The organism is Sinorhizobium saheli (assembly GCF_001651875.1).
Classification (GTDB): domain Bacteria; phylum Pseudomonadota; class Alphaproteobacteria; order Rhizobiales; family Rhizobiaceae; genus Sinorhizobium; species Sinorhizobium saheli.
This window is the reverse complement of sequence record NZ_LNQB01000045.1, coordinates 16,287-31,663: the sequence shown is the minus strand read 5'-3', so window position 1 is coordinate 31,663 and position 15,377 is coordinate 16,287. Positions and strand designations below refer to the sequence as shown.

The 15,377-nt window shown below is 63.9% G+C and carries 13 protein-coding genes; 8 read left to right on the top strand and 5 right to left on the bottom strand.

Annotation, left to right across the window (positions count from 1 at the left end; translation table 11 throughout):
• Positions 1-77: 77 nt before the first annotated feature.
• The gene (locus ATB98_RS02105) at positions 78-1,316 is read right to left on the bottom strand and encodes an NRAMP family divalent metal transporter (protein ID WP_066868453.1); all 1,239 of its coding nucleotides are present in this window, start codon (positions 1,314-1,316) and stop codon (positions 78-80) included.
• A 397-nt stretch (positions 1,317-1,713) separates the two neighbouring features.
• On the opposite strand from ATB98_RS02105, the gene ATB98_RS02095 reads away from it, so the two are divergent.
• Positions 1,714-2,370, top strand: coding sequence for a GntR family transcriptional regulator (locus ATB98_RS02095; protein WP_066868447.1), 657 nt, complete (start codon positions 1,714-1,716; stop codon positions 2,368-2,370).
• A 54-nt stretch (positions 2,371-2,424) separates the two neighbouring features.
• Here the strand turns inward: ATB98_RS02095 and ATB98_RS29385 are convergent, their stop codons facing one another.
• Both ATB98_RS29385 and ATB98_RS02085 read right to left on the bottom strand, forming a co-directional pair.
• A complete protein-coding gene (locus ATB98_RS29385; protein WP_167354044.1) occupies positions 2,425-2,595 on the bottom strand; it encodes a hypothetical protein in 171 nt (56 codons plus the stop codon).
• A gap of 91 nt (positions 2,596-2,686) precedes the next feature.
• On the bottom strand, positions 2,687-4,009 hold the full coding sequence (locus ATB98_RS02085) for a PQQ-dependent sugar dehydrogenase (protein WP_066868443.1): 1,323 nt from the start codon (positions 4,007-4,009) through the stop codon (positions 2,687-2,689).
• Positions 4,010-4,298: 289 nt separating this feature from the next.
• Between ATB98_RS02085 and ATB98_RS02080 the strand changes: the two genes are divergently transcribed.
• Positions 4,299-5,375 carry an AI-2E family transporter gene (locus ATB98_RS02080; protein ID WP_066868442.1) on the top strand — a complete coding sequence of 359 codons (1,077 nt, stop codon included), beginning with the start codon at positions 4,299-4,301 and terminating at the stop codon, positions 5,373-5,375.
• A gap of 63 nt (positions 5,376-5,438) precedes the next feature.
• Here ATB98_RS02080 and ATB98_RS02075 read toward each other — a convergent pair whose 3' ends face one another.
• Entirely contained in the window at positions 5,439-6,437 is a 999-nt protein-coding gene (locus tag ATB98_RS02075) for a L,D-transpeptidase family protein (RefSeq protein WP_153435793.1), read from the bottom strand.
• A 275-nt stretch (positions 6,438-6,712) separates the two neighbouring features.
• On the opposite strand from ATB98_RS02075, the gene ATB98_RS02070 reads away from it, so the two are divergent.
• The 6 genes from ATB98_RS02070 to sucD all read left to right on the top strand — a co-directional run bounded on the left by ATB98_RS02070 (position 6,713) and on the right by sucD (position 13,207).
• Positions 6,713-7,549 carry a class I SAM-dependent methyltransferase gene (locus ATB98_RS02070; protein WP_066868441.1) on the top strand — a complete coding sequence of 279 codons (837 nt, stop codon included), beginning with the start codon at positions 6,713-6,715 and terminating at the stop codon, positions 7,547-7,549.
• 329 nt (positions 7,550-7,878) lie between these two features.
• On the top strand, positions 7,879-8,517 hold the full coding sequence (locus ATB98_RS02065; protein ID WP_066868438.1) for a response regulator transcription factor: 639 nt from the start codon (positions 7,879-7,881) through the stop codon (positions 8,515-8,517).
• 436 nt (positions 8,518-8,953) lie between these two features.
• Positions 8,954-10,144, top strand: coding sequence for an aminotransferase class V-fold PLP-dependent enzyme (locus tag ATB98_RS02060; RefSeq protein ID WP_066868437.1), 1,191 nt, complete (start codon positions 8,954-8,956; stop codon positions 10,142-10,144).
• A gap of 14 nt (positions 10,145-10,158) precedes the next feature.
• The gene (locus ATB98_RS02055) at positions 10,159-11,103 is read left to right on the top strand and encodes an HpcH/HpaI aldolase/citrate lyase family protein (RefSeq protein WP_066868435.1); all 945 of its coding nucleotides are present in this window, start codon (positions 10,159-10,161) and stop codon (positions 11,101-11,103) included.
• 11 nt (positions 11,104-11,114) lie between these two features.
• On the top strand, positions 11,115-12,299 hold the full coding sequence (locus tag ATB98_RS02050; protein ID WP_066868433.1) for a malate--CoA ligase subunit beta: 1,185 nt from the start codon (positions 11,115-11,117) through the stop codon (positions 12,297-12,299).
• An 11-nt stretch (positions 12,300-12,310) separates the two neighbouring features.
• Positions 12,311-13,207: a succinate--CoA ligase subunit alpha gene (gene sucD, locus ATB98_RS02045; protein ID WP_066868431.1), complete on the top strand. Its 897-nt coding sequence runs from the start codon at positions 12,311-12,313 to the stop codon at positions 13,205-13,207.
• Positions 13,208-13,525: 318 nt separating this feature from the next.
• Here sucD and ATB98_RS02040 read toward each other — a convergent pair whose 3' ends face one another.
• Entirely contained in the window at positions 13,526-15,112 is a 1,587-nt protein-coding gene (locus ATB98_RS02040) for a BCCT family transporter (RefSeq protein ID WP_066868429.1), read from the bottom strand.
• Positions 15,113-15,377 lie beyond the last annotated feature (265 nt).

Sequence of the window (15,377 nt, the reverse complement as noted above, 5' to 3'; positions counted from 1 at the left end):
GAAAACTGCTAGAAACTACCTCGCCGTCGTCACTATCGCAGCCATCGTCTTGTGGATCAGATAATTGTCCACACGACCTAGGGGTTGATGAGCGAGAAGATAGGGCCGACCGATTTATAGCCCATGTACCAGGTCAGCGCGCAGACCAGGCCGCCGAGGACGAGCAGCCAACGCGGGTAACGGTAGCCGCCCATGAGGTCGGACCTTGCCCAGGCGGCGTAAATGAAGATGGAGAGGCCGATCGGCAGGATCAGGCCGTTCAGTCCGCCGACGAAGACGAGCATGGTCGCGGGCGGCGTGTCGATGATCAGGTAGAAGAAGAGCGAGATGCCGATGAAGACGACGGTGGCGAGATTGCGGGCGCGCTCGGTAATGTCCTCCTTGAACACCGTCACGAACGACACCGAGGTATAGGCGGCACCGATGACGCTGGTGATGGCGGCAGCCCAAAGGATGGCGCCGAAGATGCGCAGCCCGAGGTCGCCGGCTGCGGCCTGGAAGGCCTGGGCGGCGGGATTTGCGGCCTGGCCCGAAACATCGATCACGACGCCGCTGGCGACGACGCCGAGCACCGCAAGGAAGAGCACGTAGCGCATGACGCCGGTAACGGCGATGCCCGTCAGGGCCGCACGGTTGACGGCGCCGAGATTGTCGATGCCAACCATGCCCTTGTCGAGCAGCCGATGCGCGCCGGAATAGGTGATGTAGCCGCCGACGGTACCGCCGACGATGGTGGTGATCGTCGGGAAGTCGACGATGTCGGGAAGCACGGTTTGACGCAGCGCCTCGCCGAGCGGCGGAGAGGAGACATAGGCGACGAAGACGGTGAGCGCGATCATCATCACCCCGGCGACGACGATCAGCCGGTCGACGGCAACGCCTGCCCGCCGCGACAGGAAGATGCCGATCGAGACGAGGGCGCTGATCGCGCCGCCCCACCGGGGATCGAGGCCGGTCAGGGCATTCAGGCCGAGACCGGTGCCGCCGATGTTGCCGATGTTGAAGAACAGCCCGCCGACGATCACGAGAACCGCCAGAAGGTAGCCCGTGCCAGGGACCGCGGCATTGGCGATATCGGACGCGCGCATGCGGGTGAGCGTCACGATCCGCCAGATATTGAGCTGGACGACGAAGTCGATCAGGATCGAGGCCAGGATGCCGAAGGCAAAGGCCGCGCCGAGCTTGGTCGTAAAGGTCGCCGTCTGGGTGATGAAGCCGGGGCCGATCGCCGATGTTGCCATCAGAAAGATGGCCGCCGTCAACGAGGCGCGACGCGACCTGATGGCATCGAGCGCCGCAGCCGGCCGCCCCGGCATCTCGGCAACGGCGCTGCTGCGCGAAATAGAATTCTGTTCCACGAGTCATCCTCCCTTGACCATGAACGGTACCCAATCCGATGGGTTGGCTTCACCATCACTCTGTTTCACAATTCTGTCAAGATTGTTCAACGATTTATTTTTATCGTTCCACGTTGTCTTCTCGTGTGTTGAGCCACACGCTGCGCCGCTGAGCACGAACGGCTCCGAGTTCCTGCAAATCGGCCAATGACGGGCGGTCGAACCTTGCCTGGAGGGTAGCGTTCAACGCTATTGCGACCACGTAAACCCTGTAGAAACATGCTCTTGCCGCTGCCGCCTGCTGCATGTCTCCTTGAATCGACCTCGATTTGAGGACAAAGACATGCCGTAGAGCTGGCGCGTGCCGAGAGGATTTATGACGAAGCAGGATACAGCACTCACCCTGGCGCCGCGGTTGGCGGAAAAAATCCGCGATATGCTGATCGCAGGAAGGTTGAAGCCCGGCCAGCGCTTGTCCGAAGCGAGCCTGAGCTCGGATCTCGACGTCTCGCGCAACTCGCTGAGGGAGGCATTCCGGCTGCTGACCACGGAGGGCCTGCTGCGGCACGAGCCGAACAGGGGCGTATTCGTGTCGACCCCGAGCATGGCCTCGATCATCGACATCTATCGCGTGCGCCGATTGATCGAGTGCCGGGCACTGGAACAGGCCTACCCGCAGCACCCGGCCGTGGCCCGCATGCGCGCTTCGGTCGAGAAAGCGCTCGAATGCCGGGAGGCGAGCGACTGGGTCGGCGTCGGCAGTGCCAACATGGCGTTTCACGCTGCAATCGTCGATCTCGCCGACAGCGCGCGGCTGAGCGCCTTCTATGGCCAGATCGCTGCCGAATTGCGCTTGAGCTTCGGGCTGCTCGAAGACCCCGAGTTCCTGCACGCGCCCTATGTGGACATGAACGCTGCCATCCTCGCCCAGCTCGAGGAGGGCAAAACCTCAGAGGCTGCCGCCGCGCTCGAATCCTACCTCTCTCGGTCCGAGCGGACGGTCCTTGCAGCCTTTTCCCGCCTTGGCCATTGAACCGGCGGTGGCGACGCGCCGCCGGTCATTCGCCGAGGCCCGCCTTGGCGGACCTCATTGCAGTTCCAGGCTCAGCTGAACGCCACGACTCGGCATCGTCAACGGTTTGCCGATGTCGATGCGCCCGAACACCTCCTTGCGCCGCTCGGCCTCGCGCTCCCTTTTTTCGCGTAAAGCCGCCACCAGCGAGTGAGCGCGTTCGATCACTTCTTCTGCACGGGTCATGGGAACCTCCGTCAATGTTCTCATTTTGTTCTCATCGACGGGCGCTGTCAAGCGCCGGGCGTGCACGGCGGTCGGCAGCAAGGAACGCCAGCTATCGGCGGCTCACCCGCCAGATGACGTTGCCGACATCATCGGCGACGAGCAGGGCGCCGGTCCTGTCGAAGGCGACGCCGACGGGGCGGCCCATGGCCTTGTCGCCGCGGCCGATGAAGCCCGTTAGAATATCCTTCGGTCGTCCAGCCGGCTCGCCGTTCCGGAAGGGCACGAAGATCACCTTGTAGCCGCTGTGAACGCTGCGGTTCCAGGATCCGTGCTGCCCCACGAAGGCGCCGCCGCGATAGGCCGCGCCGAGCGACGAGTGATCGGCGAATGTCAGCCCGAGCGAGGCGGTGTGGGAGCCGAGCGCATAGTCCGGTTTGATGGCCTTTTCGACGAGGTCCGGGCGCGGCGGCTTGGCGCGGACATCGACGTTTTGGCCGTAATAGCTGTAGGGCCAGCCGTAGAAGCCGCCCCTGCGCACCGAGGTCATGTAATCCGGCACGAGGTCGTCGCCGATCTCGTCGCGTTCGTTGACGGCGACCCAGAGCGCGCCGGTGTCGGGATTCCAGGAGAGGCCGTTGGGGTTGCGCAAGCCCGAGGCGAAGAGCCGTGTTCGACGGCTTGCGAGATCGACCTCCAGGACGGCGGCGCGGTTCACCTCAGCCGCCGCGCCGTTCTCGCCGACATTGCTGTTCGAGCCGACGGTGACGTAGAGCCTGCGCCCGTCGCGACTGGCGATGACGTCCTTGGTCCAGTGATGATTGATCGGGCCGGCCGGCAGATCGACGATCTTTTCCGGTCGAGCCGTTATCCGGGTTTGACCATTGGAATAGGGGAAGGCGACGATCGCATCGGTGTTGGCGACGTAGAGTTTGCCTTTCGACAGCGTCATGCCGAAGGGCGAGTTGAGGCCCTCGATGAAGGGCCTGCGGACATCGGCGATGCCGTCGCGGTTCGTGTCGCGCAGGAGGGTGATGCGGTTGGCGCTTTCAGTTGCCGCCCCGGCACGCTTCATGGCCGCCGACATGAAAATCTTGCGGAGGCTGAAGCCGCTGTCGTGCTTGGCCGGGGCGTTCGTTTCGGCGACGAGCACGTCCCCGTTCGGCAGCACGTGCAGCCAGCGCGGATGGTCGAGGCCCCCGGCAAAGGCGTTGACCTTCAGCCCCTTGGCCGGTTTCGGCATGGCGCCGCCCGGCCACCCTGTCGCCTCCGCGATGTTGATGGTCGGGATCAGGGTAGGCCGTGGCTTTGGCAGGACCGGGTTCGGGCCGTAGCCGCCGCCATTGACGATGGTTCTCTGCCCCGACGAGGCGCAGGCGGCGACGAGAGCGCCTGCAAGAAGGACGACCGGAATTTGGCAGAAGCGTTTCTTCATCGGTCCTCCTCCAGCGGAAGCGCACGTCCGCTCTCATAAGACGCAGGGGCCGTTCGGAATATTCTCGCTCCTTCGCAAGATTCCGGTTTTTCACTGTCGTCTCGCTCCCGGGGCCCGGTGGCGGGGCGCAGCCAGGCTCACAGGAACAATTGCGACCAGGACGGGTTGTCGGCTGTGCAACAAAGGTTCAGATATCTACAGGCCCGCGCAATGGCGGACGGCCCCGATACTCGTCACGGGCATGGAAGAACATCAGGAACGTTGCCGTAAACGGAGCGGTTTTACGCGGATGGCGAAGAAGGTTTCGCAAGAGGCAACGAAGGCGCCGGATCGGCGGCTGACGGCGCGGCGTTCGCGAGCGGTGGCGATGCTGGCAGCCCTGGCGGCGGGTGCGGTCGTCTGCTATCTGCTCGCGGTCCCTTTCCTGCCCGCCCTGACCTGGGCATTGGTCCTCGCAATCATGTTCCATCCGCTTCACCGGCGGTTGCTGATGCGCCTCCCTTATCCGGCGCTTGCCGCCGCGATGACCGTCACAATCGCCGCGATTATCGTCGTCGTGCCCCTGACCTTCGTGGCGGAGCGCCTGGTGAACGAGGCGGCCAATGCGGCGCAGATCGTCGCCGAAGCGCTGAGGTCCGGCAATTGGCGCGAGGCGCTTGCAAGTTATCCGCGGATTGCACCGGTTCTCGCATGGATGGAGGCGCAGCTCGATCTCGCCGGCTTTGCCGGCAGCGCCGCCACTATGCTCACGGGCTACAGCGCGTCCTTCGTGCGCGGCTCCGTGACTCAGATCGTCAACGCCGTCCTGACCTTCTACTTTCTGTTCTATATGCTGCGCGACGATCGCGAGGCACTGGCGATGCTGAAGAGCTTCTCGCCGCTTGCGCCGGAAGAGATGAACAGGCTGTTCCTCTGCGTCGGCAGCACCGTCCATGCCGTCGTCTTCGGCACCCTTGCTGTCGCGGCCGTGCAGGGCACCCTCGGAGGCCTCATGTTCTGGCTGCTCGGCCTGCCGTCGCCGCTGGTCTGGGGGCTGGTGATGGGCCTGCTCGCGATCATGCCGGTGCTCGGCGCCTTCATCGTCTGGGTTCCCGCCGCCCTGTCGCTTGCGCTGGGCGGCGAATGGGAGAAGGCGCTCGTCCTGGTGGCATTGGGCGCCGGCGTGGTGGCGACGGTCGACAATCTGCTCTATCCGATTCTCGTCGGCGAGCGCTTGAAGCTGCACACCGTCGCGGCCTTCGTCAGCATGGTCGGCGGCATTATCGTGTTCGGACCGGCGGGCGTCGTGCTCGGACCGGTCACCTTCACGGTGACACTGCTGCTCCTGGACATCTGGCGCGAGCACGATTGGGGAGGGCAGTTATGAGCCGGTCCGGAATCCCGCCTTTGCCGCATTGTGCGCCGGGATTCCGCCTGGTTGCAAAATGCCCTATTCGGTGAACTCGACGATGACCCCCGGCTTGACCATGGCTGCCAGTTCGCCGGCATCCCAGTTCGTCAGGCGAACGCAGCCATGTGACCCGGTCTTGCCGATGAGCGACGGCTCCGGTGCGCCGTGAATGCCGTAGGTCGGCTTCGACAGGTCGATCCAGACGACGCCTACGGGGCCGTTAGGTCCGCTCGGCAGCGTCAGTTCCTCGTCGTTGTCACCCTGCCGGAAGTTGACATCGGGATCGTAGACGTATGGGGGCATCCGAGCGACGCCTTTGACCTTGTGCGTGCCGGAGGGCGAAGGCGAGTCCTCGCTGCCGATCGTGGCGGGATAGGCGGCGACGACCGAGCCGTCTTCGGCGAACGCCACGACCTGCCCCGTGCGCTTGCGCGCCTCGATCCGTTCGACCTTGCCCTGCTTCGGAGCGCCGGGCATCGCAACCCATATCGTCTCTCCGGCGGCAAAGGCCGAATCCGGATTGAGCGCCTTCAGAAGATCGATGTCCATGTGAAACCGTTCGGAGAGTTTCTCCGCGACGCTCGTATATCCGAGATGCTCCATCTCGGCCTGCTTGGAGTAGTCTTCGGGGATGCTGTCGACGAGATCTGCCCCGTCTGCCTCGGAGATCACATAGCGCTCGATGACGGCGCCGTCGTCTGAAAGCCTGTCGATGACCTCTGCGTCCGGTTTTCCATCGGGCTCGAGGCCCTGCATCGCCTCGAAAGCGGCGACGGCCTTGGTGACGTTCTCGCCGTAATAGCCGTCGATCACCCCGGGAGATGCGCCGGCGCGATCCAGAAGAACCTGGAGGCGAACGATCGCCGGCTCCCGGCGAGGCGACGCATCGCCCGATTGTTCGGACGGAATGGAGGCGAGCGTAGCATCGTTGATGGCTTCCGGCTGAAGCTCCTGAGCGCTGGCGGCGCCGTATAACCCCAGTGTCAGCGATGCTGCGAAAAGAGCCTTGTACTTCATGCAGATCAAATCCGCTTCCATCGAACTTTGTTCCGCGGCTGGTTTACCCCGGCCGAGATCGTCTGCCGAACCTCATTTTCGACACCGTTCCGACATAATCATGAGCCACCGTCTTGGGGAACGATATATATCGTTTGATATACATGTTGCTTTGACTGCCAGGGTCGTTTCGACCCGGCGGAAATAGGTTTTGGCAAATGAGCCCCAGTCCCTTCCGAGCGAAGGGACGACGAAACTAGTCGTAGTTTCCGACAGTTACTCTCGAGATTTTCAGATATTACATTTGGAGAGAGACGATGGTACGTCTTCGAACGCCTGCTCCTCATCACGTCGCGCAAAGTAAAGCTGAAATCGAGGCAGCAGTTCGCCGCCTGGCGCCTTTCCATCACGCTATCGACCTGCCTTTCGGCCTCAGCACATTCGTTCCTGAGTTGTCCCGGCAGACGCGGGAGCGCACAAGGCTGCAAACCTTCCTCGATCACGCCTGGAAAGACATTCTCACCGCGTGCGGAGGCTCACTGAAGGGCAAGAGCGTCCTCGATATCGCCTGCAATTGCGGCGGCTTTTCAGTTCAAGCGGCAAGGTCCGGGGCCGAATATGTCTACGGTATCGATATCGACCCTCATTACATAGAACAGGCGAACTTCGTGAAGGATGCGGCCGGCCTGCAAAACGTAAAGTTTCAACAGTTCGACCTCCTGAATCTCGACCCTTCCATACACGGCAAATTCGACCTCGTGCTCTGCCTGGGTATTCTTTATCACCTGGAAAATCCGGTCCTCAGCATGAAGCGCATCGCAGCGGTGACCGGCGATGTTCTGGTCGTTGATACGACACTGATGAAGGTCCCGCTCATCAATCCGGTCCTCGACCGATGGCCGTTGTGGCACATGCGCCGCGTCTCGGCCACGACATCCGATGCGAAGAACATCAGTACATCCCGCTGGAGGCCGGACGAGTTCTGCCAATTCGCCCCGAACGGCACCGCGGTCAGAAGCCTGCTGGAGTATTGCGGATTCGCCGAAATCGTACGCCTCAAGCCCACGGCGAAGGGTTTGGAGAGCCGCTATTACAGCGGCCGCAGGGCAACCTTCTTGGCGCGGCGCCAATCTTCGCTAACCTCCAACCACTGATCGGCTCCGCATTCAGGACGTCGCCCAGGAGGACAGCGGCGAGCACAAGACACCCTATCAGCCAAAAAAGCCAAAATCCCCGCGGGCGACAGCGCCGTGCGGCAAGGCGATCGGCGCCGCCACTTCCGATGAGGGGCGTTGCCGCCGCGGTCAGCGCATCGCTGCCGTCACGGCCGCTCAGGATTGTCCTCCACATGACTTCGCCAGCCATCCGGCCGGTGAGCGAATAAGCCAAGTTTCGTCGCACGTCGGAAAAGCGGTCGGGAAAGGGAGTGTTAGGTTTGCGCCGCTGAGATCGGGTCTATCAGCGTCAACCGAGGACATGGCGCATGGGGATACTGGAACCGCAGGAAGCCGCAGGCCGGGTGCTGATAGCGGAGCGCAATCCGCTCGTCGTTGCAGCACTGCGCGGGCTCTTTGAGAACACCCGGTTCTCGATCGTCGGCACCGCCAGTTCGTCTGCGGAATTGTGCGAGGCGTTGGCCTCGACCGGAGCGGACTGCGTGCTGCTGAGCTGGCAACTGGCAGACGCGGAGGCGCCGGATGTCCTCGCCGATCTGGAGCGCCTCGGCTTCGACCCGAAAATCGTGCTCTTCGCCGAAAGCCACAACCCGGCCGTCGTCAGTGAAACGATCCGGCTGGGCGTGAACGGGCTTTGCTACCAGTTCGAAGATCCCGAGATCCTTTTCGCCACGCTGACCGCGGTGATGAAAGGGCGCATCTGCATCCCTTACACCGTTCTCGCGAAGGTGCCGCATTCCCCCTTCTCGCAACTCACGTCGCGCGAGAACGAGCTTCTCTCCATGCTGGCCGACGGCTGGAGCAATACCCAGATCGCGGCGCGGACCGGCATATCCGAAAACACCGTGAAATATCACCTCAAGAATCTCTACGACAAGCTCCAGGTCCGCAACCGGGCGATGGCGGTCGCGATCTACGCCAAGGAACGCCGGCGCATTCAATCATAAGCGTCGCCCTGAAGCGGGATGCGCTCACATGCGTTCGCGCCACCGCTCTATCTCTTCGTTTTTGCCGCATTTGTGCGACGTCAGGTGACTCCGCCTGACTGCCGCGGCGCGGGTCTCTCCGGCCCAAGGACTTGGGCTGGCTGGATTCCTGTGACAAGCACAGGAATGAGGGAGAGAAGTGCCGTGCGCTGTAGCCTCTGAAAAGACGCACGCCCTGTGGGCATCAATAGCCCTCGGTCCGCTCGTCACGACAACTGGCTATCCGGGTGGGGGTCGCCTACCCGTCCTCGCGAGCGCCACCCGTCCGGGCGAAAATCGCGCTGCCCAACGGGCAATCCTTTCTGCCTGAGCGAGTGTTGTGCGGCGATCGGCCGAAAGGCAGCTTAAGCCTGGCAATCAGAACCCGTCCCCGGTCACTGCAGCAATTGGAGGAACCATGCCAGGCTACAATCATCTCTTCATTCCCGGCCCCACCAACATTCCGGAACAGGTTCGCCAGGCGATGAACCTGCCGATGGAAGACATGCGCTCGCCGCTCTTCCCGGAGCTGACGCTGCCGCTCTTCGCCGACTTGAAGAAGGTGTTCCGGAACGGGAACGGTCGCGTCTTCGTCTATCCCTCCTCGGGCACCGGCGCCTGGGAGGCGGCGATGACCAACGTGCTCTCGCCCGGCGACAAGGTGCTGATGAGCCGCTTCGGCCAGTTCTCGCATCTCTGGGTCGACATGGCCGAGCGGCTCGGCTTCGCGGTCGATTGCCTCGACATGGAGTGGGGCACCGGCGTGCCGGTCGAGCTCTATGCCGAGCGTCTCGCCGCCGACAGGGCGCATGAGATCAAGGCCGTCTTCGTGACGCACAACGAGACGGCGACCGGCGTCACCTCGGACGTCGCGGCCGTTCGCGCGGCGCTCGATGCCTGCGGCCATCCGGCGCTGCTCTTCGTCGACGGCGTCTCGTCGATCGGCTCCATCGACTTCAGACAGGACGAATGGGGCGTCGACTGCGCCGTCTCCGGTTCACAGAAAGGCTTCATGCTGCCCGCCGGCCTCGGCTTCCTGTCGGTCAGCCAGAAGGCGCTGGAAGCGGCGAAGACCGCGCGGCACATGCGCTGCTACTTCTCCTTCGACGACATGATCAAGACCAACGACACCGGCTATTTTCCCTATACGCCGCCGACACAGCTCCTGCGCGGCCTGCGCGCTGCCCTCGACCTGATCTTCGCGGAAGGCCTCGAAAACATCTTCGCCCGCCACCGTCGCCTTGCGGACGGCGTCCGCGCCGCGGTTTCCGCCTGGGGCCTCAAGCTCTGCGCGACCGAGCCGAAGTGGTATTCCGACACGGTGTCGGCGATCCGCCTGCCGGAAGGCATTGATGGCGCCGAGGTCATCCGCCATGCCTACCGCGCCTACAACACCTCGCTCGGCAGCGGGCTCAACAAGGTCGCCGGCAAGGTCTTCCGCATCGGCCACCTCGGATCGCTGAACGAGGTGATGGTGCTCGGCGCGCTCTCGGCCGCCGAACTGACGCTGCTCGACTGCGGCGTGGCGGTCGAGCCGGGCTCGGGCGTCGGCGCCGCGATCAAGCAGTTCCGCTCCGCCGCAACGACGTCAACCGCCAAGGCGGCCTGAGGGGAGGGGCATCGATGAGCCACACCATAAACCATCTTCGGCGGCTGCGGCTGCAGCGCAGCGAACTCGCGGTTCCGGGCTCGAATCCCGAGATGATCGAGAAGGCCGCCAATTCCGAGGCCGACTACATCTTCCTCGACATCGAGGATGCGGTGGCGCCGCCGGACAAGGAGCGGGCCCGCGCCAATATCGTCGCCGCGCTGAACGAGATCGACTGGCGCGGCCGCGGCAAGACCATCTCCGTGCGCATCAACGGCCTCGACACCCATTACATGTACCGCGACGTCGTCGACCTCATGGAGCAGGCGGGCGACCGCATCGACACGCTGCTCGTGCCGAAGGTCGGCGTGCCGGCGGACCTCTACATGGTCGAGGCGATGGTCAACCAGATAGAGATCGCCAGGGGCTACAAGACCCGCGTCGGCCTCGAGGCGCTGATCGAGACCGCGCTCGGCATGGCCAATGTCGAGGCCATCGCATCCTTCGGCGGACGGCTCGAAGCGCTGCATTTCGGCGTTGCCGACTATGCCGCGAGCCTCAAGGCCCGCACCGTTAATATCGGCGGGCTCAACCCTGATTACCCGGGCGACCAGTGGCATTTCGGCCTGTCGCGGATGACGGTTGCCTGCCGTGCCTACGGCCTGCGCGCCATCGACGGACCCTTCGGCGATTTCTCCGATCCGGACGGCTACAAGTCGGCTGCGCGCCGTGCCGCGGCACTCGGCATCGAAGGCAAGTGGGCGATCCATCCGAGCCAGATCGCGCTCGCCAACGACATCTTCTCGCCGCCGGAAAAGGAGGTCGACCGCGCCCGCCGCATCATCGAGGCGCTGAAGCTCGCCGAGAGCCAGGGCAAGGGCGCGGCCTCGCTCGACGGCAAGATGATCGACGCTGCCTCGGAGCGCATGGCGCGCAACGTGCTCGCCACCCATGACGCAATCACCGCCGGCCGCCGCTGAAGGAGGACCTCATGGACATTCACGAATACCAGGCCAAGGAACTTCTCTCCCGCTACGAGATCGACATCCCGCGCGGGGGGCTCGCCTATAGTCCCGAGCAGGCCGCCTATCGCGCCCGCGAGATCGGCGGCGACCGATGGGTCGTCAAGGCGCAGATCCATTCCGGCGCCCGCGGCAAAGCCGGCGGCATCAAGCTCTGCGCGTCCGACCACGAGATCGTCGAGGCCGCAGACGCCATGCTCGGCCGGACGCTGGTGACGCACCAGACCGGGCCGCAGGGAAAACTGGTGAGCCGTCTCTATGTCGAGGAGGCGATGGATATCGCCCGCGAGATCTATCTCGGCTTCGTCCTCGACCGGAAATCCGAGCGCATCATGATCGTCGCCTCGTCTTCGGGCGGCATGGAGATCGAGGAGATCGCCGAGGCCGAGCCGGACTCGATCATCCGTGCGACCGTCGATCCGGGCGTCGGCATGCAGGACTTCCAGGCCCGCGAGATCGCCTTCGGGCTCGGCATCGACAATGCCCTGATCGGCCGCGCCACCCAGACGATCATGGGCTGCTATCGCGCCTTCGTCGACTATGACGCCTCGATGCTCGAGATCAACCCGCTGGTGGTGACCCGTCGCGGCGGACTGGTGGCGCTCGACGCCAAGATGAGCTTCGACGAGAACGCGCTCTTCCGCCGGCCGCACATCTCCGAGATGCGCGACAAGAGCCAGGAGGATCCGCGCGAAACCTACGCGTCCGACCGTGGACTCTCCTATGTCGGCCTCGACGGCAATATCGGCTGCATCATCAACGGCGCCGGCCTCGCCATGGCCACCATGGACATGATCAAGATCGCCGGCGGCGAGCCGGCGAACTTTCTCGACATCGGTGGCGGCGCCTCGCCCGAGCGGGTGGCGAAATCCTTCCGCGCCGTGCTCACGGACAGACAAGTCGAGACGATCCTCGTCAACATCTTCGCCGGCATCAACCGCTGCGACTGGGTGGCCGAGGGCGTGATCAAGGCGTTGCGCGAAGTCGGCGTGCCGGTTCCGCTCGTCGTCCGGCTCTCCGGCACCAACATGGAAGAGGGCCGGCGCATCCTCGCCGAATCCGGCGAGAACATCATCATTGCGGAAACTCTGGCGGAAGCGGCCGAGAAGGCCGTCGCCGCCTGGCGTTCGTTCACCGCCGGCAAGGCTGATTAAGGAGGCGAGACATGTCCATTCTGCTCGACAAGAACACCCGCGTCATCGTCCAGGGCTTCACCGGCAAGATCGGCAGCTTCCATGCCGAGGACATGGAGCGCTACGGCACCAACGTCGTCGGCGGCGTCACCCCCGGCAAGGGCGGCCAGACCCATCTCGGCCTGCCGGTCTTCAACACGGTGAAGGGTGCCGTGCAGGAGACCGGTGCGGAAGCCTCGATCGTCTTCGTGCCGCCGCCCTTTGCGGCCGACTCGATCATGGAGGCGGCGGATGCCGGCATCCGGCTCTGCGTCTGCATCACCGACGGCATCCCCTCCCAGGACATGATCAGGGTCAAGCGATACATGCGGCGCTACCGCTTCGAGGATCGCATGACCCTGATCGGCCCGAACTGCGCCGGCATGATCACGCCCGGAGAGGCGATGATGGGCATCATGCCGGGGTCGATCTACCTGCCCGGCCGCATCGGCATCGTCGGCCGCTCCGGCACGCTCGGCTACGAGGCCGCAAGCCAGATGAAGGCGCTCGGCATCGGCGTGTCGACCTCGGTCGGCATCGGCGGCGACCCGGTCAACGGCTCATCCTTCAGGGACATGCTCGAGCTTTTCGAGAACGATCCGGGAACCGACGCGGTGCTGATGATCGGCGAGATCGGCGGACCGCAGGAGGCGGAGGCCGCCCTCTGGGCGCGCGACCACATGAAGAAGCCGCTGATCGCCTATATCGCCGGCCTCTCGGCGCCGAAGGGCCGCCGCATGGGCCATGCCGGCGCGATCATCTCGGCCTTCGGGGAATCGGCACAGGAAAAGGTCGAGATCCTGAAGAGCGCGGGCGTCACGATCGTGCCGACGCCCTCCTCGTTCGGCGAGACGGTGGCGGAGGTACTGTCCGTCATGAAGGCGGCCTGAACGCCCTTATCCGGCATAGTGAGTGGTAGGAGTGAAGCGCGGGCTGGCCCCCGCGCTTCAAGCATATGAAGGAGCAAGCATTCCAGCGCCCCGGCCTTTACCGGGAGTTCGAGCAGCTTAAGCCGACAGAGACAGTAGAGCGGGAAGCGCTCACATGCGTTCGCGCCACCGCTCTATCTGTCTGTTTTGCCGCATTTGTGCCACGTCAGGTGATTCCACCTGACTGCAAAATGCTTAAAGGGCCGCGCGTCTTTTGAACGCGCGGCCCGGTCATATTCCGGCTTCAGGCAAACATGCGATGGCTTGGCCTTGGGTTCCTCATGACGACACTGCTTCAGGAGCGATCGCGATGTCTTCGGCTGTCGCAATGGCGGATCCGAGCGCCGGCCGGTGCGAATGTCCCTCCTCGAGTTCATCGAGCAGCGAGTGCCACAGCGAGAGGCAAAGCCCGACCATGACCAGCAGGAAGGGGGCGGCCGCGATGATCGAGGCGGTCTGGAGACCCTGGAGCCCGCCCATGACGAGCAGCACCGAGGCCGAGGCTCCCGCCAGCACGCCCCAAAGGACGACGACGCCGGGGCGGGGCTCGAGCGTGCCGCGCGACGACAGCATGCCCATGACGACGGCGCCCGCGTCCGCGCCCGAGATGAAGAAGATCGCGACCAGGAACATGGCGATCAACGATGTCAGCCAGGCGAAGGGATATTGTGCGAGCAGGGCGAAGAGCGAGACTGCTGCGCCCTTGTTGTTGACCGCGTCGACGATCCCGCCGGCGCCGAACAGTTCGGAATGGAGCGCGGTGCCGCCCATGATCGTGAACCAGATGAAGGTGACGCCGCTCGGAATGAAGAGCACGCCGATGATGAATTCACGGATCGTGCGGCCGCGCGAAATGCGCGCGATGAACACGCCGACGAAGGGTGCCCAGGAGACCCACCAGGCCCAATAGAAGATCGTCCAGCTGCCGAGCCACTTGCCGTCACTGAAGGCGGCGGTGCGGAACGACATGGTGACGATGTCGCTGAGGTAGAACCCGAGCGATTCGGTGAACGTGTTGAATATAAAGACCGTCGGCCCGATGCAGACGAGGAACAGCAACAGCAGAAGGGCGACGATCATGTTCATGTTCGACAGGAACTGAATGCCCTTGCCGACGCCCGATACCGCCGAGAGGATGAACAGGAGGGTCATCACGCCGATGATAGTCAGCGCGATCGTGTTGGACTCGCCCGTCGACCAGAGGAAGTTCATGCCGCTGTTGATCTGCTGAGCGCCAAGGCCGAGCGAAGTGGCGGTGCCGAACAGGGTGGCAATGATCGCCAGCACGTCGATCGCCCTGCCGATCGGCCCGCTCGCCGCCTCGCCGAGAAGCGGCGTGAAAGCGGCGGAGATCAGGTTCGACTTTCCCTTCCGGAAGGTGAAATAGGCGATCGTCAGGCCCACAACCGCGTAGATCGCCCAGGGATGCAGCGCCCAGTGGAAGTAGGAATACTTCATGGCAATGAGGGCCGCTTCCAGGCTTCTCGGTTCGGCTTCCCCGTGCGGCGGGCTCGCAAAGTGATAGGTCGGCTCGGCGACGCCCCAGAACATGAGGCCTATTCCCATGCCGACACTGAACATCATGCAGACCCACGAGGCCGTCCGGAACTCTGGTCGCTCGTCATCCTGCCCGAGCCGGATCCTGCCGAAGCGGCTCACCGACAGAAACAGGGCGAAAGCCAGGAATCCGACGGAGGAGACGACGAAGCCCCAGCCGAAATCGGCGATGATCGCATCGAGGACCACCTTCGAAATCGCCGCGAGGCTTTGCGGAGAAAGGGTTCCCCAGCCGACGAATCCCAGGATGAAGATCATGGCCGGCAGAAACACGGCCGGATCAACGTGACTTGATCTCGATTGTTGCATCGGTTCCCCTTTCTGGTCGATTGGTCTTGAATGGCTCCCATCCGGTTTTTTCGTCGGATGGTCGTGGCGCTCACAGGCGACCTTCGCTGCTGCCACGCTGCCCATCGGGGCGCGATCGCACAACACTCGCTTCGGCAGAAAAGAGTGCCGGACGGGCGGCATCGCCGCGGTCCGGGCGGGTGGCGTTGCGGAAGGATGGGTAGGTCCGCCCTACCCGGACGATCAATCGGGCTTCAGCGGGAGGGGCCTGGCGAAAAGGAGATCG